The organism is Streptomyces muensis, assembly GCF_021474425.1.
GTDB lineage: Bacteria > Actinomycetota > Actinomycetes > Streptomycetales > Streptomycetaceae > Streptomyces > Streptomyces muensis.
On record NZ_JAKEIP010000061.1, the window covers coordinates 19,301 to 37,449 of the forward strand.

Here is an 18,149-nt window from a genome sequence, read left to right on the forward strand (position 1 = left end):
GACACCGAGCCTATCCGGCGCCGCCGGGTGGGAACCGACCAAGGGTGGCCGGGCGTTCCCTGGAAGGGGCGAGTCGGGGGGTGGAGTCGCGATGGCTGGTATGCCGGTGCTGCGGGGTCCGCAGGGCGAGTGGTCGCGGGGTGACCGTGCGAAGGCCGCGGCCAAGCTGATGCTGGGCTGGGTCGCGCTGCTGTGGCTGCTCGAAGTGGCCGACGTGGTCAGCGGACACGCCCTCGACGGCTTCGGCATCGTCCCGCGCACCCCGTCCGAGCTGGTGGACGTCGTCCCGGCGTCCTTCGTCCACTTCGGCTTCGCCCATGTCGCCGCGAACAGCGTGCCGCTGCTGGTCCTCGGATTCCTCGCGGCCCTCGGGGGCATACGCCGGTTCGCCGTCGCCTGCGCCCTGATCATCGTCGCCGACGGTCTCGGGGTGTGGCTGATATCGCCGTCCGGCACCAACACCGCGGGCGCCTCCGGCCTGGTCTTCGGCCTCTTCGGCTTCCTCCTGGTCACCGGCTTCGTGGAACGCCGCCCGCTCGGCGTCCTGGTCGGCATCCTCGTCGCCGCCATCTGGGGCGGCTCGATCCTGGCAGGCCTCGCCCCGACCCAGTCCGGCATCAGCTGGCAGGGGCATCTGGTGGGGCTGGTGGCGGGGGTTGCGGCGGCGGTCGTGTTGCGCCGGCGGGCGCACGGGCCGGCGCTCAGAGCTGGGGGCGCGCTTTAGGGTCGACGGGGAGGGTCGCGGTGGGGATCTTCAGCTTGCCGAGCGCGGAGTCGATGGTCAGGTCGGGACCGTAGGGGATGGTGTCGCGACCTCGGTAGCCGTCGGGGCCGGGGTTCCACATCGTGACGCAGTGGCCCTTCAGCGGGTCGAAGATCAAGTAGTTGGCGATGCCGCGTGAGGCGTACCAGCGGGGCTTGACGTCGTAGTCACGGCGGACACTCTCCGGGGACACCACTTCGGCTACGAGCTCGATCAGATCGGCGGGGTAGGAGCTGCGGTTCTCGTCCTCCGCCTCGGCGGGGATGACCGCGATGTCCGGGCAGAACTCGTTCGCGTCGTCGAAGGGAAACGCCACATCGCTCACCAGCCCCCACTCCGGCGGAAGCTGACCCTCGAGGTTCGCGGACACCCTCAGGATCGTCTTCCCGTGGAACGGCCTGACCGGATTCATCACGATGCTGCCCTCGACAATCTCCGTCAGATAGCCGGGGAACATGTCCTCCAGCTTGCTGAGCTGCGAGTGCAGGCGGTCGATGCCCGAGACGGTCACGGTGGCCTCCCTGGGGTCCTGCCCTCAATGGTAGGCCGCACGGTAGCTACACGGTCAGACCCCGAACCAGGAGATCCATCAGCGCACACACGAACAGGGCGATCCCGATGAACCCGTTGACGCTGAAGAACGCCCTGTTCAGGCGCGACAGATCATGCGGCCGCACGATCGAGTGCTCGTACCCGAACGCGGCGGCCACGACCAGCAGGCCCAGCCAGAAGAACGCGCCCGCGTCCGTGGCGAGGGCGTACCAGACGAACAGGGCCGTCGTGATCGCGTGGCAGACCCGCGCGCCCCAGATCGCGGCCGGGATGCCGAAGCGGGCCGGGACCGACATGACGCCGATCTCCCGGTCGGTGTCGACGTCCTGGCAGGCGTAGATCAGGTCGAAGCCGCCGATCCAGATGCCGACGGCGAGGCCGAGGATCACCGCGTCCCAGGACCAGGACCCGGTGATCGCCAGCCAGCCGCCGACCGGGCCCATCGCCTGGGCGAGGCCCAGGATGGCCTGCGGGAAGTTCGTGAACCGTTTGCCGTAGGGGTAGACCACCATCGGGATCACCGCGATGGGGGCGAGGGCGAGGCAGAGGGGGTTCAGCAGGGCCGCCGAGCCCAGGAAGATCACCAGGGCGATCAGGGCGCCCGCCCAGGCGTGACGGACCGACATCGCGCCGGTCACCAGCTCACGGTGGGCGGTGCGCGGGTTCCGCGCGTCGATCTCGCGGTCGATGATCCGGTTGACCGCCATGGCGAAGGTCCGCAGGCCCACCATGCAGACGGTGACCAGCAGCAGCCGGCCCCAGTGGATGTTCCTGTCCAGCTGGAACATGGCCGTCAGCGCGGCGATGTACGCGAAGGGCAGCGCGAACACCGAGTGCTCGATCATCACCAGGCGCAGGAACGCCTTCGTACGTCCTGGCTGCGGGATCGCGGCGGAGGCGCTGCTCACAGTCCGTACTCCTTCCACCGGCGGTCGACCTTCGCCGCCGTCTCAGGGTCGGACTCCACCATGTCGGGCCAGCCGCCGTCACGGGTGTAGCCCTCCTCGGGCCACTTCTTCGTCGCGTCGATGCCCGCCTTCCCGCCCCAGAACTGCTGGTAGGAGGCATGGTCGAGGTGGTCGACGGGGCCTTCGACGACCGTGAGGTCGCGGGCGTAGTCGGTGTTGCCGAGGGCCCGCCAGGCGACCTCGTGCAGGTCGTGGACGTCGCAGTCGGAGTCGACGACCACGATCAGCTTGGTCAGGGACATCATGTGCGCGCCCCAGATCGCGTGCATCGTCTTCTGCGCGTGCTTGGGGTACTTCTTGTCGATCGAGACGATCGCGCAGTTGTGGAAGCCGCCGGCCTCGGGCAGGTGGTAGTCCACGATGTCCGGGACGATGATCTTGAGGAGGGGGAGGAAGAAGCGTTCCGTCGCCCGGCCCAGCGGTCCGTCCTCCGTCGGGGGCCGGCCCACGACGATCGACTGGAGCAGCGGCCGGCGCCGCATCGTCACGCAGTCGATCTTCAACGCCGGGAACGGCTCCTGCGGGGTGTAGAAGCCGGTGTGGTCGCCGAACGGCCCCTCCGGCAGCATCTCCCCCGGCTCCAGCCACCCCTCCAGCACGACCTCCGCCTGCGCCGGCACCTGCAGCGGCACCGTCTTGCAGTCGACCATCTCGATCCGCTTGCCCGAGACGAACCCGGCGAACAGGTACTCGTCGATGTCACCGGGGAGCGGCGCGGTGGAGGCGTACGTCACCGCGGGCGGGCACCCGAAGGCGATGGCGACCGGCAGCCGCTCTCCCCTTCTCGCCGCCACCTGGTAGTGGTTGCGGCTGTCCTTGTGGATCTGCCAGTGCATGCCGATGGTGCGCTTGTCGTGGCGCTGCAGTCGGTACAGGCCCAGGTTCCGTACGCCGGACTCCGGGTCCTTGGTGTGGGTGAGCCCCAGGTTGAAGAAGGACCCGCCGTCCTTGGGCCAGGTGAACAGGGCCGGCAGCCGGTCCAGGTCGACCTCGTCGCCCTGAAGCACGACTTCCTGCACCGGAGCGCCCGCCGACTTCACCTTCTTCGGCGGCACGTGCGTCATCGCGCCGAGCTTCCCGAAGGCCTCGCGGACCCCGACGAACCCGTGCGGCAGCTCGGGCTTGAGGAGTCCGCCGATCTTGTCGGAGATGTCGCCGTAGGACTTGAGCCCCAGGGCCTTCAGCAGTCGTCGGTCGGTGCCGAAGACGTTCATCGCGAGGGGCATCGAGGAGCCCTTCACGTTCTCGAAGAGCAGCGCGGGACCGCCCGACTTCTGGACCCGGTCGACGATCTCCCCGACCTCCAGATACGGATCGACCTCGGCCTTGACGCGCTTGAGGTCACCTTCGCGCTCCAGTGCCCTGAGCAGGGAACGAAGATCGTCGTAAGCCATGGGGTCAAGTATCCCCGAGCGGTTACCCTGGCCCTGAACCCGGGGGCCGTGCCCCCGGCACCGACGACCGTTTCGCTGGAGAGGGCCCATGCTCCGGGTGCTGATGTTCCTCGTGCCACTGGCGCTGAGCGTGTACGCGTTCATCGACTGCATCAGCACGAAGGAGGACGACATCCGCCACATGCCCAAGCCGTTCTGGGCGATCCTCGTCCTGGTGTTCCCGCTCGTCGGCTCGATCTCCTGGCTCATCGCGGGCAAGAAGCGCAGCCCGGCCGCCGAGGGCTGGTCCGGTGTACGGGACCGCCAGCGCGAGCGCCGGCAGTGGGTGGCTCCCGACGACAACCCCGAGTTCCTGAAGTCCCTGGACGAGGACGACGACAAGAGGGACGACAAGAAGAAGGACGACGACCCGAAGCGCGACGAGCCCTGACGGTCGCCCCGACCCCTCCCTCCTCAACTCTCCACGACAGCCTCACAGTTGACCGTGGATAGTCGCTTGCACCGGGCGCCACCTTGAGTAGTTAATGGCCATCAGGCAGTGATGGGCGTCAGTGATGGGTTGTCATCACCCATACCTCAGGGGGACCGATGGAGAGAACCGAACCGCCCGGACAGCACGACATACCGCCGCCGCCCGCCGTACCGCCACGGGCGGCGACCGCGGTCGACCTGAGGGTCGGCAAGCGGCTGCTGTGGGTCGACGGGGCCGCGTACCCGCTGGAGAACGTCACGCGCGTGTACACGTACACGCTGACGCCCCGGCGCAAGGAAGCCACCCTGCTGTTCCTCAAGCGCGTGGGAATCACCCTGTCGGTGGCGTTCGCCCTGACGATCCTCGGCGGTCTCACGAGCATCGCCAACGAGGGCGCGGGCGGCACGATCCTCACGTTCGTCTGGCTGGGTGCGCTGGCCGCGCTGATCTTCAGCATCGTCGATCTGGTGGGCGTCCTCGCGGCGCCCTCGCAGTACGTGCTGGCCGTGGAGACGTCCGGCCCGTCCATCGCCATGGTCACCAGCGCCGACCCGCGCCAACTGGACCAGCTCGTCGGCTCGATCGTGCACGCGATCGAGAACCCCGAGGTGGAGTTCCAGGTCAGGGTGGACCGGCTCATGGTCAATCCCCGTAACTACTACTTCGGGGACAACGTCAACATGTACGGCGGTACGGGCAACGTGGGGGTGGCGCACGCGTGAGCGGCGACAACTACTACTTCGGCGACAGCGTGACCATGCACGGCGGCCGGAACAACGTGGGCATCGACAAGAGGCAGACGGTGTCCGACGAGGCGTCGGCCGCGTCCGCCGAGATGCTGTCGGCGGTGCGGGAACTGCTGCGACTGGTCGAGGAGCTGCGCACCCAGGTCCCGGCCGCCAGCGCCCGGACCATCGAGGACGCCGTGCCGGCCATCAGCCCCGACACCGAGGCGGAACCCCAGGACCGGCATCGCGCCCTGATGGCCGTCGCGGGCATCGCGGCGACGGTGGGCGCGGTGGGGCAGCCGGTGCTGGAAGCGGTCAACAGGGTCCTCGGGCTGCTCGGCGGTCAGTAGAACCGCTCGCACCCCTTTCCGCCGTTGCCCCCGCCCTCCCCTCACTGGAGAGTGAGGGCATGGATCGGACAGAGGCACACCGGTGGCTCGGCACGGCCCTCGCGGAGGCCCGGGCCGGGCTCGCCGAGGGCGGCATCCCGATCGGCGCCGCGCTGTACGGGGCCGACGGGACGCCGCTGGGGCGCGGCCGCAACCGGCGCGTCCAGGACGGTGACCCGTCTCTGCACGCGGAGACGGCGGCGTTCCGGGCGGCGGGACGACGGCGGTCGTATCGCGGTACGACCATGGTGACCACGCTCTCGCCCTGCTGGTACTGCTCGGGACTGGTCCGGCAGTTCGGCATCTCCCGGGTGGTGATCGGCGAGGCGGTCACCTTCCACGGCGGGCACGACTGGCTGGCCGAGCACGGTGTGGAGATCGTGCTCCTCGACGATCCCGACTGCGTGGAGCTGATGCGCGACTTCATCAAGCACCACCCCGACCTGTGGAACGAGGACATCGGTGAGTGACCAGCCCGGCACCCGGCACGCCCCCCGCATCCCCACGATCGATCTGCGCCCCTGGCGCGACGGCGACACCGAGGCCCGCGGGGCCATCGCCCGCAGCGTCGACGAGGCGCTCCAGACCGCCGGGTTCCTCCTGGTCACCGGGCACGGCGTGGACCCTGCCCTGCGCGCCCGCATCCGCGCGGCGGCCCGTACCTTCTTCACGCTCCCCGTCGAGGTCAAGCAGGCGTACGAGGCGAAGGTCGGCGGCCGCGGCTGGCTCGGCCCCGGCGCGGAGGCCAACGGGTACGCGGAGGGCACCGAGACCCCACCCGACCTGAAGGAGTCGCTCACCTTCGCCACGCACGAACCCTTCGACGACCCGGTGATCAACGCCGAGTGGTACGCGCCGAACGTCTGGCCCGCGGAGACGCCCGAACTGCGGCCGCTGTGCGAGGAGTACCTGGCGCGGATGGCCGAGCTGGAGAACCAGCTGCTCTCCCTCCTCGGCGAGGCCCTCGGCCTCGAACCCGACTTCTTCTCACGGCACATGGACCATCCGACGTACGGCTTCAACATCAACTGGTACCCGGGGACGGAGGTGATCGGCACCCCGGAGCCCGGCCAGTTCCGCATCGGTCCGCACACCGACTTCGGCACCGTGACGATCCTCGACCGGCAGGCGGGCAAGGGCGGGTTGCAGGTCTACACGGACGACGGCGGCTGGGAGGACGCGCCCTTCGACCCGGAGGCGTTCACCGTCAACATCGGGGATCTGATGGCCCGTTGGACCGGTGACCGCTGGCGGTCGGGACGGCACCGGGTGCTGCCGCCGCCCGCGGACGCGCCGGCCGAGGAGCTGATGTCCCTGGTCTACTTCGGCGAGTGCACGCCAGGCACGCTCGTTCGGTCGGTGCCGGCTCCGGTGGGGCGGGTGGCGTACGAGCCGGTCGACTCGCATGTGTATCTGCGGGAGAAGCTGGACTCGATCATCGTCGACTGACGGCGGTCATCCGCACCGGCGTCACCGGCCGTCTTCGAGTACGTCGATCAGCTTCTCGAAGCGTGCCCGCCACCGTGGCTCCGACTCCGCCCCGCCCTGGAACTCATGGGTGAAGCGCAGGACGCTGCCCTCGTCCCCGTCCCGCTCCAGATGGAACCGGATCCGGCCGCCGGGCTCCACGGCGTACTCGGCGACCCGCTCCACGTCCCACGCGGTGATCGACCCCGACCCGATGTCACGCAGCGTGACAGCGCCGCCGAGCCTGGGTTCCAGTACGTCGGCGGTCGTGAACCAGGACTCCAGCCCCTCGGGTGTGGTCAGCGCGGGCCAGACCGTCTCCATGGCCCGGGGAAGCCGCACCAGGAAGTGCAGGATGTGCGTGTTTCCGTGGGTCTGGCTGATGCCCTGTTCCACCGAACCGGTCATGACACCAGCCTGACCCCGTCGGGCGCGAAACGCACCCCGCTCCGGCGCCCGGGTGCTCACACTCCGGCGTAGGAGTGCTTGCCGGAGACGAAGATGTTGACGCCGTAGTAGTTGAAGAGCCAGCAGCCGAAGGCGATCAGGGCCAGGTAGGCGGCCTTGCGGCCCTTCCAGCCGGCCGTGGCGCGGGCGTGCAGGTAGCAGGCGTAGGCGACCCAGGTGATGAAGGACCAGGTCTCCTTGGGGTCCCAGCCCCAGTAGCGGCCCCAGGCGTCACCGGCCCAGATCGCGCCCGCGATGATCGTGAACGTCCACAGCGGGAAGACGGCGGCGTTGACGCGGTAGGAGAACTTGTCCAGGGACGCCGAGGCGGGCAGCCGGTCGAGTACGGAGTTCGCGAAACGGCCCGGTGTGCCGCCGTTTGCCAGCTTGTTCTCGTAGCTGTCCTTGAAGAGGTACAGCAGGGTCGAGACCGCGCCGACGTAGAACACCGCGCCGCAGAAGATCGCGGTCGAGACGTGGATGTACAGCCAGTACGAGTGAAGGGCGGGAACCAACTGGTCGCTCGCGGTGTACAAGACAGTGACGGCGAGGCCGAGATCGAGGAGGACCGTGGTGATCAGGAACAGCCCCAGCCAGCGCACGTTCTTCTTCAGCGCCAGCAGCGAGAGGTACACACCGACGGCGACCGTGGAGAAGGTGATGTTGAACTCGTACATGTTGCCCCACGGCGCCCGCTCCACCGACAGAGCCCGCGTGAGCACACCACCGAACTCGACCAGGAAGGCGAGGACGGTGAGGGAGATGGCGATACGCCCGTAGAGGTCGCCCTGCGCGTCCCCGCCGTGCGCCCCGGGCCCGTCCGGCACGTCCCGCTGACCGGCCGCGGCCCGCACGACGACCTTCGGCCGCTCCAGTACGGCGGTGGAGCCGCCCTTCTTCACGGTGACGGCGGGCGCGGCGGCCTTTCCGGCCTTGGCGGTCTTCACCGGAGTGAGGGCGGCGGCGGTACGGCCGACCTTGCTGCGGCTGCCGAGGAGCCATTCGGCGATGTACGCGAAGAAGGCCAGGGTGTAGACGGCCATCGACGAGTAGATCAGCGTGTTGCTGATGTTCGCGAGGTTTTCGTTGGTGGCGGCGGCCAACTCGGTCGCGGCGGCGAGAGTCACTTGGTGTCAGCCCCTTCGGCGGGTGCGACTTGGGGGTCGGGGGAAGCTTCGGATTCTGCGGGGTCGTCGTCGGGGTCGGGTGCGCCCGGCGCCTGCTCGTACAGGATCCCGGCGAGGTCGCCGAGTTCCTCGGGCACCTTGGCGGACTCGCTGCGGCCGAGGCCGGCCATCTCGACGACCGTGACGCCGTCGCCGCCGGTGGTGGCCCGCACCCATACGCGGCGGCGCTGGATGAAGAGGGAGGCGGCGAGACCGAAGATCGCGGCGAGGGAACCGGCGAGCGCCCAGCCGCTGCCGGGCTGGCGGGCGACCTGGAAGCCGGCCCACTCCTTGATCTCCTTCTCGAAGGTGATCGAGCCGGCCCCGTTCGGGAGCTTCATGGTCTCGCCGGGCTTGAGGTTCTCCCGGACCTGGGCGCCCTTGGCGTCCTTGAAGCCCTTCAGGTTCTTCTTGTCCAGCTGGTACACGCTCTGCGGGATGCCCGCGTCCACCCCGAGGTCGCCGTGGTACGCCTCCAGGTTCAGCACCGGGTTCAGCAGGGCCGGGAACTGGGAGACGACCGCGGTGCCCGCGCCGCCGTACGACGGAAGGAAGAAGGCCTGGAAACCGAGCTGCTCCCGCTCGCCCTTTGCGTTGCGGTAGCCGTCCATGACCTTGATCGCGCCGGTGGAGGTGACATTGCCGTCGAGCGGAAGGAGAGGGACCGCGTCCTTGTAGACGATCTTTCCCTGGCCGTCGCGGATCGTGACGACGGGGGCGTAGCCGTGGCTGACGAGGTAGACCTTCGAGCCGCCGATCTCCAGCGGCTCGTTGACCTCGATGGTGGTCTTCTTCTCCTGGTCGGAGGAGCCCACGCTGTAGGTGATGTCCGCCTTGTAGACGCGCGGGGTGCCCCGGTTGGGGCCGGACGGCTCGTAGCTGCCGACGAAGTTCTTCAGGTTGAAGCTGAAGGGGTCCAGGTCGTCCTGGGTGAAGAGGCTGCCGGACTTGAAGTCGTCGTACTGGGTGAGGGTGTTGGAGAACCCGTCGCCCTCGACGATCAGCTTGTTGCCCTCGGACTTGAACAGCTGGCCCCAGGCGAAGGCGATCAGCATCACGACCAGCGCGATATGGAAGGCGAGGTTGCCGACCTCGCGCAGATAGCCCTTCTCGGCGGCGACGGCGTCCCCTGCGAGATGGGCGCGGAAGCGGCGCTTCTTCAGCAGGGCGAGCGCGGCCTCGCGGACCTGCTCGGGCTCGGCGTCGGTGCGCCAGGTGGTGTAGGCGGGCAGCCGGGTCAGCCGCTTGGGGGCGCCCGGCGGCCGGCCGCGCAGCTGGCCGACGAACTGCCAGGTGCGCGGGACGATGCAGCCGATGAGGGAGACGAACAGCAGGATGTAGATCGCGGAGAACCACACCGAGCTGTAGACGTGGAAGAGGCCGAGCTTGTCGTAGATCGGCGCGAGGGTCTCGTGCGCCTTGCGGAACTCGGCGACCTTCGTCTCGTCGATCCCGGTCTGCGGGATGAGCGAGCCGGGGATCGCGCCGAGGGACAGCAGCAGGAGCAGCAGCAGCGCGACCCGCATCGAGGTCAGCTGCCGCCAGAACCAGCGGGTCCAGCCGATGACGCCGAGGGACGGCAGGTTGGGGGTGTCCTCCGCGGGGGCGGTGGAGAGCTGGGAGCCCGCGGCGCCCAGGTCCTCGTCAGCGGCGGCCGACGTGGTGTCGGGCGTGCCGGTCTTCGTCTCGCTCATCGATCAGATCCCCACAGTGAAGCCGGTGGACCAGACCTGCATCTCCTGCACGATGCGGTCCCACGCGCCGGTCAGCAGCAGCACACCGGTCGCGATCATCATGGTGCCGCCGATGCGCATCACCCAGACGTAGTGGCGCTTGACCCAGGCGAAGGCGCCGAGGGCCTTGCGGAAGGCTACGGCAGCGAGCACGAAGGGGAGGCCGAGGCCCAGGCAGTAGGCGACGGTGAGTATGGCGCCGCGGCCGGCACTCGCCTCGTTGTAGGACAGCGCGATCACCGAGGTCAGCGTCGGGCCGAGGCAGGGCGTCCAGCCGATGCCGAACAGCGCGCCGAGGAGGGGGGCGCCGATCAGCCCGGTCACGGGTCGCTTGTGGAAGCGGAACTCGCGCTGGGTCATCCAGGGCATGAGGCCCATGAAGAAGACGCCCATGAGGATCATGAGCACGCCCAGCACCTTGGACAGGACGGCCTTGTGATCCTGGAGGGTGTCGCCGAAGTAGCCGAACAGGGCTCCGCTGGAGACGAACACCGCGGTGAAGCCGAGCACGAACAGGGAGGCGCCCGCGACCATTCGTCCGCGGCGGGCCTCGGCCAGATCGGTACCGGTGACTCCCGTGACGTAGGAGAGATAGCCGGGAACGAGCGGCAGGACGCAGGGGGAGAAGAAGGAGACGAGGCCGCCGAGCAGCGCGATGGGCAGGGCGAGCAGCAGAGCGCCGCTCAGCACCGTCTGGTTGGGGCCGGCGACCTCCGCGAGCATGGTGACTGCGCTCACGTCACTTCTCCGCGAGGACGGGCTTGAGCATGCTGCGCAGCGTCTCCTCGCTGAGCGGCGTCAGGGCACGCGCGGCGAGTCTGCCCTTGCGGTCGATGACGAGCGTGGAGGGGATCGCCTGCGGGTTGAGCGTGCCCTTCTTGAAGCGGAGCATCTGCTTGCCCGTGGGGTCGTACAGGCTCGGGTAGGTGATCCCGAACTCCTTCTCGAAGGCCTTGGCGACGGTGGTGTTGGTGTCGCGGGTGTTGATGCCGACGAACTCGACGCCCTGGCCCTTGACGTCGTCGTAGACGGTCTGGAAGTTCTTCGCCTCGGCGCGGCACGGCGGGCACCACGATCCCCATACGTTGATGACGAGGACCTTGCCCTTGGTGTCGGCGGTGGTCAGCTGCTTGCCGTCGATCGTCTCGCCGGAGAGGACCGGCGCGACCGCCCGCTTGTCCTGGGCGACCGTGTCGATGCCGTTGTCGCCGGGGACGAACCCGGTGTCACCGCCGCCGCCCGACGTGCCGCCGGAGCTGCACGCGGACAGGGTCAGCGCGGCCACGGCGGCGGCTGTGGTGAGCAGGGCGGTACGGCTACGGGCGCGACGGGCGGCACTCATGTGAAAAGTTTCGCATGCCCGTTCCGGGGATCTTTGGCACCCCCCTCCCGGACGTGGACCCGCATTTCAGGCGGCGTTCTGAGTGCCCTCGGAAGCACCCTGGCCGCCCTGGCCGCCCTGGCCGCCCTGGCCGCCCTTCAGGAAGGTCTTCCAGCCGCCGACGGGCTGCTGCCCGACCTCCAGCGTGCGCAACTTGTCTAGAATGTCCGGCTTCTGTACATCCATCCAGTCCACGAACTGCCGGAACGAGACGAGCCGGATGTCGGCGCCCTTCTCCTTCTCGCGCGCGATGTGCTTCAGGGCCTCCTCGACGGCGTCCATGTATATGCCGCCGTTCCACTGCTCGAAGTGGTTGCCCACGAAGAAGGGGGCGCGGTTTGTCTCGTATGCCCGCTTGAATCCCTGGATGTATGCCTGCGCCGACTGCTCGCGCCAGCCGGGGTAGTTGTGGCTGGGCGCGTTCGTCGAGTTGATCGACTGGTTGGCGAGCATGTTGTAGTCCATGGAGAGGACCTCGAACGAGCGTCCGGGGAAAGGTATCTGCTGCAACGGCAGATCCCACACCCCCTGCTTCTTCGTGGGCCACACCTGACGCCCGCCCGGCGAGGAGGCGTCGTAACGCCAGCCCAGTTCCCTGGCGGTGGGCAGCAGGTTGTCCTGGCCGAGGAGACAGGGCGTACGGCCGCCGACGAGTTCCTTGTCGTAGTCGAAGGGCAGCGAGGGCAGGTCGGTCCAGCCGGAGTTGGTCCGCCACTCCTTGACGAAGGCCTTCGCCTGGTCGATCTCGCTGCGCCACTGCTGCGGGGTCCAGTTGCCGACGGTGCCGTTGCCGGCGCAGAAGTGGCCGTTGAAGTGGGTGCCTATCTCGTGGCCGTCGAGCCAGGCCTGGCGGACGTTCTTCAGCGTCGCCTTGATGTGGTCGTCGGTGAGGTAGCCGATGTCGGAGGCGCCGCGCGGGTTGTTCGGGGGCTCGTAGAGCCGCTTCTTGCTCTCGGGCAGCAGATACAGCCCCGAGAGGAAGAAGGTCATGTGCGCCTCGTGCTCCTTGGCGAGTTCGAGGAAGCGCGGGAAGAGGCCGTTGCCGACCTCGCCGGCGCCGTCCCAGGAGAAGACGACGAACTGCGGCGGCTCCTGACCCGGCTCCAGCGGCTCGGGCTTGCCGGGCTGGTTGGGCTGCTTGCCGGTGTACGAGGTGGAGCCGTCGCCTATGGGACGGGCGCGGTTGGTCTGGGTGCCGGGCTTGTTGCCGCCGCCGTCGGTGGAACCTCCGGCGTGGTCCGACCCGTCTGACGAGGTGAGCGTGCCGCATCCCGCGAGACCGAGGGCGGCGGCCGCTCCGGCCCCGAGCCCGATGACTCCCCTTCGGCTGAAGTTGCGCATTGCTGCCCCGTCCGTCGTGCTTCTGTGGTGGTCACCCAGTCAGAGGGCACGACGAACGGGGAGGTTCCTCCTGAATCACGGAGAAACCGAAACAAATGTCACAAACGTGTCTTAGGCGCCGAAGGCCTTGTCCTTCCCCTTCACCGGCTTGGCGCCGGCGCGGAGATGGGCGGGGACGAGGTCGATGGCCGGCTCGCTGTAGCCGACGGACACGATCCGGTCGCCCTGGTACGTGAAGCTCGTCAGGGACGCGAGCGTGCACTGCCGCTTGCGCGGGTCGTGCCACAGCCGCCGCTTCTCGACATAGCTGCGCACGATCCAGATCGGCAGCTGATGGCTGACCAGCACCGCCTCGTGCCCGCGCGCCGCGTCCTTGGCGGCATCCAGCGCGCCCATCATCCGCACGACCTGGTCGACGTACGGCTCACCCCAGGACGGCTTGAAGGGGTTGACCAGATGCTTCCAGTTCTCCGGCTTCTTCAGCGCCCCGTCCCCGACGCCGAAGGTCTTGCCCTGGAAGACGTTGTCGGCCTCGATGAGCCGCGCGTCGGTCGCGAGGTCGAGGCCGTGCGCCTTGGCGATCGGCGTCGCGCTCTCCTGCGCCCGCTCCAGCGGGGAGGCGCAGACGTACGTCACGTCGCGGGAGGCGAGATGCTCGGCGACCCGGTCGGCCATCTGCCGCCCGAGCTCGGACAGGTGATATCCGGACAACCGCCCGTAGAGGATCCCGTCCGGGTTGGCGACCTCGCCGTGCCGCATGACGTGTACGACGGTGACGTCGCTGTTCTCGGCCATGGGGTTGTCGGTCGTGGGGCCATCGGCCGTGGGGTTGCCGGTCGTGGGGTTGTCGCTCATGCCGCCGTGGCCTCCGCCGCTGCTCGGGCCGCCGCCGGGAGGGCGTCGGCGATCCGCTGGACGGCCCGCTCGTCGTGGGCCGTGGACACGAACCAGGACTCGAAGGACGAGGGCGGCAGATAGACGCCCTGCGCCAGCATCGAGTGGAAGAAGGCGGTGAAGCGGAAGGACTCCTGGCGCTTGGCGTCCTCGTAGTTGCGCACTTCCCGGTCCGTGAAGAAGACGGAGAACATGTTGGAGGCGTTCTGCAGCCGGTGCGCGACGCCTTCCTTGGCGAGGGCCTCGGTGACGAGGGACTGGATCTGCGCGGAGACGGCGTCGACGGTGTCGTACGCGGCCTCGTCGAGGAGCCGCAGCTGGGCGAGGCCCGCGGCGGTGGCGACCGGGTTCCCGGACAGGGTCCCGGCCTGGTACACCGGCCCGGCCGGCGCGAGGTGGGCCATCACATCGGCCCGCCCGCCGAAGGCCGCGGCCGGGAAGCCGCCCCCCATGACCTTGCCGAAGGTCATCAGGTCGGGCTTGACCCCGTCGACGCCGTACCAGCCGGCGCGGCTGGTACGGAAGCCGGTCATGACCTCGTCGGAGATGTAGAGGGCGCCGTTCTTGCGGCAGGCGTCCTTCAGCCCCTCGTTGAAGCCGGGCAGCGGCGGGACGACGCCCATGTTGCCGGGCGAGGCCTCGGTGATCACGCAGGCGATCTCGCCGGGGTAGCGGTGGAAGGCCTCGTGGACGGATTCGAGGTCGTTGTAAGGGAGGACGATGGTGTCGCCGGCCTGGGCGCCGGTGACGCCGGGAGTGTCGGGCAGCGCGAAGGTGGCGACGCCGGACCCGGCCGCGGCGAGCAGCGAGTCGACATGCCCGTGATAGCAGCCGGCGAACTTGATCACCTTGGTCCGCTGCGTGAACCCGCGGGCGAGCCGGATGGCCGACATGGTCGCCTCGGTCCCGCTGGAGACGAGCCGGACCTGCTCCAGCGGCTCGATCCGGTCGACCATCTCCTCGGCGAGCGCGACCTCGCCCTCACCGGGCGTACCGAAGGAGGTACCGCGGGATACGGCGTCCTGGACGGCGGAGATCACGTCCGGGTGGGAGTGCCCGAGGATCATGGGTCCCCAGGAGCAGACCAGGTCGACGTACTCCCGCCCGTCGGCGTCGGTCAGATACGGACCGGTGCCGGACACCATGAACCGGGGCGTACCGCCCACGGCACGGAAGGCGCGCACCGGGGAGTTCACGCCGCCCGGTGTGACGACGGCCGCACGGTCGAACAGGGCCTGCGAGGCCGGTGCTTCGTATGGATAGGGCGATTCGCTCATGGCCTGCGAGTTCTCCGACCTTCTCGGGCTCCGATTGTCAGTGACCTCCTCAGGGTAGGCCAGCGGGTGGCGGCGGCAGCGGGACGGCTGGGGCGTGGGAGCGGGACGGCTGGGTCGTGGAAGGGGGACGCCAGGGGGACTGCTGGGTGGTGGGAACGGAGCGGCTGGGTCGTGGCAGCGGGACGGCTGCCGCCCCGGCGAAGGGGCTCCTCGCCCTCCCCCGCTGTCCACTTCCCGGCGGCCCTCCCCCCGCGATCTGCGAGACTGGGCGTGATACACACAGCTCATTCGGGGCGTGATGGTCGGGGACTGAAAAGATCCTGCGGACAGGTGTTTCAACGCACGTTTCGGCGGGCGGCCGTGGGGGAGGTCACTGACACGATGATCGGGTTGCGCGGCGGGCGCCACGCGTCCTAGAAAAGCAGTCGGGTGGAGATATGCATCGCGGTGGCGGACTGGGCGAGGGGACTGATGACCTGGGTCCTCGACGTGCCCGGCGGGGAAAGCACCGGCGCGACGCGGAGGATTCGAACGAAGCCCGTCAGGGACACGTAGTACCGGATATGCCGGGTGTACCGAATGAATCAGAGCGGGCCGACCGTCACAGTGATCGGCTGAGGGCGAGCAGGAATGGTGGTCGGGTGGGGGTGACGTACAAGTACTTCGGCGCGCCGGACGGTGCGACCGCGGCCCGCGTCCCGATCTCGATGCGCCCCGAAGAACTCGGCGGCGACGAACTCGGCATGAACGGCATGTTCACCAAGATCAAGCCGGAGACCATGGCCGCGATGGTCCTCACGGGCATCGAAGGCGTCCCCCTGCACAAGGTCCCCCCGCTGGAGCTGGTGGTCCTCCACCCCGACTACGCGGTGGTCAAGCTGCCGATGACGGTGGTCGACCCGCTGCGGGGCATAGGAGAGGAAGCGGTGGGCGCCGCCGCGTTCATCTGGTCCACTGTGCCGGATCGGGGTGGGCCGCGGGATGCGTTCAATGTGTACCAGTTGCTGCATGAGTGGCAGGACTTCAGCCATCGGTTGCATGAGGCGGGGCATCAGCCATATTGCCTTGTGTGGCCCTGAGCTGGGGTGAGGAAGGCCGACTCCGGCTCAGTACTCCGGGGGCCTGGAGCTCAGGGTGGACAGGGCGTCGTACGACATCGCGCTCCGGCATCCGCGGATGCCGGAGCGCGATGGTCGGTCTGCGGGTGTGTTTACCACCAGTCCGTGCACTGGACCGCCTGGCCGCCCCCGCCACCGCAGGCGCGGAATCGGTAGTTCGGGCTGTTGTCCGTCACCTTCGCGGCGCTGGTCAGTTGGTTGCCGTCGCGGCTTGCCCTGAAGGGGCCGCACTGGACGTGGACGTCCCGGCCGTTCAGCGTCCAGTCCATCCAGATTTCGTCTCCGGCGCGGGGGACTGCGAGCGCGGCGAATCCGTGGACGCGACCGTCGATCGTGGCAGCTCGCAGACTGATGCGCCCCACGAGCCCTTGCGGGTCGGAGGGGCGCAGCTTCTTGTCGTTCGGGCCGGCAGGGACACCGACCAGGCTGTCGGAGATGTCGCGGAAGCCGTTGACTCCACGCTCGCAGTCGGACCGGGCCGCCAGTGCCGTACCCGGCACGGCGACGGTGACTCCGCCTGCCAGCAGTACGCCGGCGGCGGCGGTGCAGGCTGCTTTTGCAATCGCACGTCTGGTCATGACGGTGCCTTCCCCTTGGGTGACGAACCGTGAGTACAGCTCGGGCTGTGGGCACCGCCTGCCGGCCCCGGCGGCGCCGCTGCAAGGCAACCATGGGGGGACAGAACCACGGTCCTGACACCTGTCAGGGCGTGCTGGAGCGATGGGTGTGAATGCCCTTCAGACTTTCCGTGCGGGAGTGCGTTGCCCGGTCGGGCTTTCCGGCGTTTCCCTGCCGTAGACCTCTATCCAAGGAAGTCCGGTCATGCCCCGTCCCGCACATATCGCCATGGTCGGTACGTCTGCGGTCAGCCATGTGCTGCCCAGTCTGGAGATCATCCGTGAGCTGGTGGCCCGTGGTCACCGGGTGACGTACGCCGTCTCCGGACGCGTCGCCGAGCTGGTCCGTCCCACCGGCGCCGAGTTGGTCGGCATCGCCTCCACCCTTCCGGTCGCCGATGCGGACTGGCCGCGGGATCCCATCGGCGCCGCCTCCCTCTTCCTGGAGGAGGCCATGGCCGTGCTGCCGCAGTTGCACGCCGCGTACGACGGGGCGCCCGCCGACCTCTATCTCTACGACGTCGGCGCGTACGCGGGGCGGGCGCTGGCCGAGGCGCAGGGCCGTGGGCTCGTCCAGCTGTCCGCCGCGCATGTGGGGTGGGAGGGCGCCCGGGAGCAGATCGGTGCGTCGTTCGCCACGCTGCCCGGAGGTGCCGCGTACCGGGCGCGGTTCGCCGCCTGGCTGAGCCGGTGTGGTGCGGTGACCACGGACGTGGAGGAGTTCATCGGCAGCCCGCGTCGAGTGCTCGCCATGATCCCGCGCGCCCTGCAGCCACACGCGGACCGTGTCGACGCCGAGGCCGCGACGTTCGTAGGCCCGTGCTTCGGCGCATGCTCCGGCCCCGGGCAGGAGCGGGAGGGCTGGGAGCGGCCGGCCGGTGCCGAGAAGGTGCTGCTGGTGTCGCTGTTCGGCTCGGCGCACCACGGGCCGCAGGAGATCTACCACCAGTGTCTGGCCGCGTTCGCTGATCTCCCTGGCTGGCATGTGGTGTTGCAGACCGGCGACAGCGGCGGCAGCGGTGGCGGTCCGGCCGAGGTGGGGAACCGGATTCCCGCCAACTTCGAAGTACGGCCCTGGGAGCCGCCGTTGACGATCCTGGAGCACGCGGACGTGTGGGTCACGCACACCGGCATGGGCAGCAGCGGCGAGGGGCTGTACGCCGGGGTGCCGATGATCGCCGTACCGCAGGACGCCGACCAGCGCCTTCACGCCGATCGGCTCGTCGAGCTGGGCGTCGCCCGTCGTATCGACACCGCGGACGTCACGGCGGCGACGCTGCGAACCTCCCTGATGGAACTCATCGGCGATCCGCGCGTCGCCGCGCGCTCGGCCTGGCTCTGGTCCGAGGCACGCGCCGAGGGCGGCACCCGCCGGGCGGCGGATCTGGTGGAGGAGCGGTTGGCGGAGGAGCAGTTGACGGGGGTGGGGTGAGCTGACGGGG

General features: G+C 69.1%; 20 protein-coding genes. 8 read left to right on the plus strand and 12 right to left on the minus strand.

Annotation, left to right across the window (positions count from 1 at the left end):
• Nucleotides 1-91: 91 nt before the first annotated feature.
• Nucleotides 92-724: a rhomboid family intramembrane serine protease gene (locus tag L0P92_RS17185; protein ID WP_234763598.1), complete on the plus strand. Its 633-nt coding sequence runs from the start codon at nucleotides 92-94 to the stop codon at nucleotides 722-724.
• On the opposite strand, the gene L0P92_RS17190 is transcribed toward L0P92_RS17185, so the two are convergent.
• From L0P92_RS17190 to L0P92_RS17200, 3 genes are read right to left on the minus strand one after another with little or no spacing between them, the layout of a single operon-like run.
• Nucleotides 702-1,274 carry a Uma2 family endonuclease gene (locus L0P92_RS17190; RefSeq protein ID WP_234763599.1) on the minus strand — a complete coding sequence of 191 codons (573 nt, stop codon included), beginning with the start codon at nucleotides 1,272-1,274 and terminating at the stop codon, nucleotides 702-704. The two genes, L0P92_RS17185 and L0P92_RS17190, sit on opposite strands and share 23 nt — an antisense overlap.
• A gap of 46 nt (nucleotides 1,275-1,320) precedes the next feature.
• The gene (gene mqnP, locus L0P92_RS17195) at nucleotides 1,321-2,223 is read right to left on the minus strand and encodes a menaquinone biosynthesis prenyltransferase MqnP (protein WP_234763600.1); all 903 of its coding nucleotides are present in this window, start codon (nucleotides 2,221-2,223) and stop codon (nucleotides 1,321-1,323) included.
• A complete protein-coding gene (locus L0P92_RS17200) occupies nucleotides 2,220-3,677 on the minus strand; it encodes a menaquinone biosynthesis decarboxylase (RefSeq protein ID WP_234763601.1) in 1,458 nt (485 codons plus the stop codon). Before L0P92_RS17200 ends, mqnP begins: the two co-directional genes overlap by 4 nt.
• Nucleotides 3,678-3,765: 88 nt before the next feature.
• Here L0P92_RS17200 and L0P92_RS17205 point away from each other — a divergent pair, with 88 nt between their 5' ends.
• The 5 genes from L0P92_RS17205 (at nucleotide 3,766) to L0P92_RS17225 (ending at nucleotide 6,715) form a co-directional block, all read left to right on the plus strand.
• On the plus strand, nucleotides 3,766-4,107 hold the full coding sequence (locus tag L0P92_RS17205; protein WP_234763602.1) for a PLD nuclease N-terminal domain-containing protein: 342 nt from the start codon (nucleotides 3,766-3,768) through the stop codon (nucleotides 4,105-4,107).
• Nucleotides 4,108-4,265: 158 nt separating this feature from the next.
• The gene (locus tag L0P92_RS17210; RefSeq protein ID WP_234763603.1) at nucleotides 4,266-4,871 is read left to right on the plus strand and encodes a DUF6232 family protein; all 606 of its coding nucleotides are present in this window, start codon (nucleotides 4,266-4,268) and stop codon (nucleotides 4,869-4,871) included.
• Nucleotides 4,868-5,227 carry a hypothetical protein gene (locus L0P92_RS17215; RefSeq protein WP_234763604.1) on the plus strand — a complete coding sequence of 120 codons (360 nt, stop codon included), beginning with the start codon at nucleotides 4,868-4,870 and terminating at the stop codon, nucleotides 5,225-5,227. Before L0P92_RS17210 ends, L0P92_RS17215 begins: the two co-directional genes overlap by 4 nt.
• A 59-nt stretch (nucleotides 5,228-5,286) precedes the next feature.
• Nucleotides 5,287-5,736 (plus strand): nucleoside deaminase, encoded by a 450-nt coding sequence (locus L0P92_RS17220; RefSeq protein ID WP_234763605.1) that lies wholly within the window; start codon nucleotides 5,287-5,289, stop codon nucleotides 5,734-5,736.
• The gene (locus tag L0P92_RS17225) at nucleotides 5,729-6,715 is read left to right on the plus strand and encodes an isopenicillin N synthase family dioxygenase (protein WP_234763606.1); all 987 of its coding nucleotides are present in this window, start codon (nucleotides 5,729-5,731) and stop codon (nucleotides 6,713-6,715) included. The genes L0P92_RS17220 and L0P92_RS17225 overlap by 8 nt, the downstream gene beginning before the upstream one ends.
• 21 nt (nucleotides 6,716-6,736) lie before the next feature.
• On the opposite strand, the gene L0P92_RS17230 is transcribed toward L0P92_RS17225, so the two are convergent.
• The 8 genes from L0P92_RS17230 to hemL all read right to left on the minus strand — a co-directional run bounded on the left by L0P92_RS17230 (nucleotide 6,737) and on the right by hemL (nucleotide 14,972).
• Nucleotides 6,737-7,141: an SRPBCC domain-containing protein gene (locus tag L0P92_RS17230; protein ID WP_234763607.1), complete on the minus strand. Its 405-nt coding sequence runs from the start codon at nucleotides 7,139-7,141 to the stop codon at nucleotides 6,737-6,739.
• Nucleotides 7,142-7,197: 56 nt separating this feature from the next.
• Complete coding sequence (gene ccsB, locus L0P92_RS17235) at nucleotides 7,198-8,307, minus strand: c-type cytochrome biogenesis protein CcsB (protein WP_234763608.1); 1,110 nt, start codon at nucleotides 8,305-8,307, stop codon at nucleotides 7,198-7,200.
• A complete protein-coding gene (gene resB / locus L0P92_RS17240) occupies nucleotides 8,304-10,040 on the minus strand; it encodes a cytochrome c biogenesis protein ResB (RefSeq protein WP_234763610.1) in 1,737 nt (578 codons plus the stop codon). The genes ccsB and resB overlap by 4 nt, the downstream gene beginning before the upstream one ends.
• A 3-nt stretch (nucleotides 10,041-10,043) precedes the next feature.
• On the minus strand, nucleotides 10,044-10,817 hold the full coding sequence (locus L0P92_RS17245) for a cytochrome c biogenesis CcdA family protein (protein ID WP_372497277.1): 774 nt from the start codon (nucleotides 10,815-10,817) through the stop codon (nucleotides 10,044-10,046).
• A 1-nt stretch (nucleotide 10,818) separates the two neighbouring features.
• A complete protein-coding gene (locus tag L0P92_RS17250) occupies nucleotides 10,819-11,421 on the minus strand; it encodes a TlpA family protein disulfide reductase (protein WP_234763611.1) in 603 nt (200 codons plus the stop codon).
• Between the two features lie 66 nt (nucleotides 11,422-11,487).
• Nucleotides 11,488-12,801 carry a polysaccharide deacetylase family protein gene (locus L0P92_RS17255; RefSeq protein ID WP_234763612.1) on the minus strand — a complete coding sequence of 438 codons (1,314 nt, stop codon included), beginning with the start codon at nucleotides 12,799-12,801 and terminating at the stop codon, nucleotides 11,488-11,490.
• Nucleotides 12,802-12,912: 111 nt separating this feature from the next.
• On the minus strand, nucleotides 12,913-13,596 hold the full coding sequence (locus tag L0P92_RS17260) for a histidine phosphatase family protein (protein ID WP_234763619.1): 684 nt from the start codon (nucleotides 13,594-13,596) through the stop codon (nucleotides 12,913-12,915).
• A 56-nt stretch (nucleotides 13,597-13,652) separates the two neighbouring features.
• Nucleotides 13,653-14,972: a glutamate-1-semialdehyde 2,1-aminomutase gene (hemL, locus tag L0P92_RS17265; protein ID WP_234763613.1), complete on the minus strand. Its 1,320-nt coding sequence runs from the start codon at nucleotides 14,970-14,972 to the stop codon at nucleotides 13,653-13,655.
• A gap of 437 nt (nucleotides 14,973-15,409) precedes the next feature.
• Between hemL and L0P92_RS17270 the strand changes: the two genes are divergently transcribed.
• The gene (locus L0P92_RS17270) at nucleotides 15,410-16,051 is read left to right on the plus strand and encodes a hypothetical protein (protein ID WP_234763614.1); all 642 of its coding nucleotides are present in this window, start codon (nucleotides 15,410-15,412) and stop codon (nucleotides 16,049-16,051) included.
• Between the two features lie 131 nt (nucleotides 16,052-16,182).
• On the opposite strand, the gene L0P92_RS17275 is transcribed toward L0P92_RS17270, so the two are convergent.
• The gene (locus L0P92_RS17275) at nucleotides 16,183-16,668 is read right to left on the minus strand and encodes a hypothetical protein (RefSeq protein WP_234763615.1); all 486 of its coding nucleotides are present in this window, start codon (nucleotides 16,666-16,668) and stop codon (nucleotides 16,183-16,185) included.
• 244 nt (nucleotides 16,669-16,912) lie between these two features.
• Between L0P92_RS17275 and L0P92_RS17280 the strand changes: the two genes are divergently transcribed.
• A complete protein-coding gene (locus tag L0P92_RS17280) occupies nucleotides 16,913-18,139 on the plus strand; it encodes a macrolide family glycosyltransferase (protein ID WP_234763616.1) in 1,227 nt (408 codons plus the stop codon).
• Nucleotides 18,140-18,149 lie beyond the last annotated feature (10 nt).

What these genes read in the sequence shown, in the direction of transcription:
- L0P92_RS17185 (WP_234763598.1), top strand. Translation starts at nt 92, where the DNA reads ATGGCTGGTATGCCGGTGCTGCGGGGTCCGCAGGGCGAGTGGTCGCGG.
- L0P92_RS17200 (WP_234763601.1), bottom strand. Translation starts at nt 3,677, where the DNA reads ATGGCTTACGACGATCTTCGTTCCCTGCTCAGGGCACTGGAGCGCGAA.
- L0P92_RS17205 (WP_234763602.1), top strand. Translation starts at nt 3,766, where the DNA reads ATGCTCCGGGTGCTGATGTTCCTCGTGCCACTGGCGCTGAGCGTGTAC.
- L0P92_RS17210 (WP_234763603.1), top strand. Translation starts at nt 4,266, where the DNA reads ATGGAGAGAACCGAACCGCCCGGACAGCACGACATACCGCCGCCGCCC.
- L0P92_RS17220 (WP_234763605.1), top strand. Translation starts at nt 5,287, where the DNA reads ATGGATCGGACAGAGGCACACCGGTGGCTCGGCACGGCCCTCGCGGAG.
- L0P92_RS17230 (WP_234763607.1), bottom strand. Translation starts at nt 7,141, where the DNA reads ATGACCGGTTCGGTGGAACAGGGCATCAGCCAGACCCACGGAAACACG.
- resB (WP_234763610.1), bottom strand. Translation starts at nt 10,040, where the DNA reads ATGAGCGAGACGAAGACCGGCACGCCCGACACCACGTCGGCCGCCGCT.
- L0P92_RS17250 (WP_234763611.1), bottom strand. Translation starts at nt 11,421, where the DNA reads ATGAGTGCCGCCCGTCGCGCCCGTAGCCGTACCGCCCTGCTCACCACA.
- L0P92_RS17255 (WP_234763612.1), bottom strand. Translation starts at nt 12,801, where the DNA reads ATGCGCAACTTCAGCCGAAGGGGAGTCATCGGGCTCGGGGCCGGAGCG.
- L0P92_RS17260 (WP_234763619.1), bottom strand. Translation starts at nt 13,596, where the DNA reads ATGGCCGAGAACAGCGACGTCACCGTCGTACACGTCATGCGGCACGGC.
- hemL (WP_234763613.1), bottom strand. Translation starts at nt 14,972, where the DNA reads ATGAGCGAATCGCCCTATCCATACGAAGCACCGGCCTCGCAGGCCCTG.
- L0P92_RS17270 (WP_234763614.1), top strand. Translation starts at nt 15,410, where the DNA reads ATGCATCGCGGTGGCGGACTGGGCGAGGGGACTGATGACCTGGGTCCT.
- L0P92_RS17275 (WP_234763615.1), bottom strand. Translation starts at nt 16,668, where the DNA reads ATGACCAGACGTGCGATTGCAAAAGCAGCCTGCACCGCCGCCGCCGGC.
- L0P92_RS17280 (WP_234763616.1), top strand. Translation starts at nt 16,913, where the DNA reads ATGCCCCGTCCCGCACATATCGCCATGGTCGGTACGTCTGCGGTCAGC.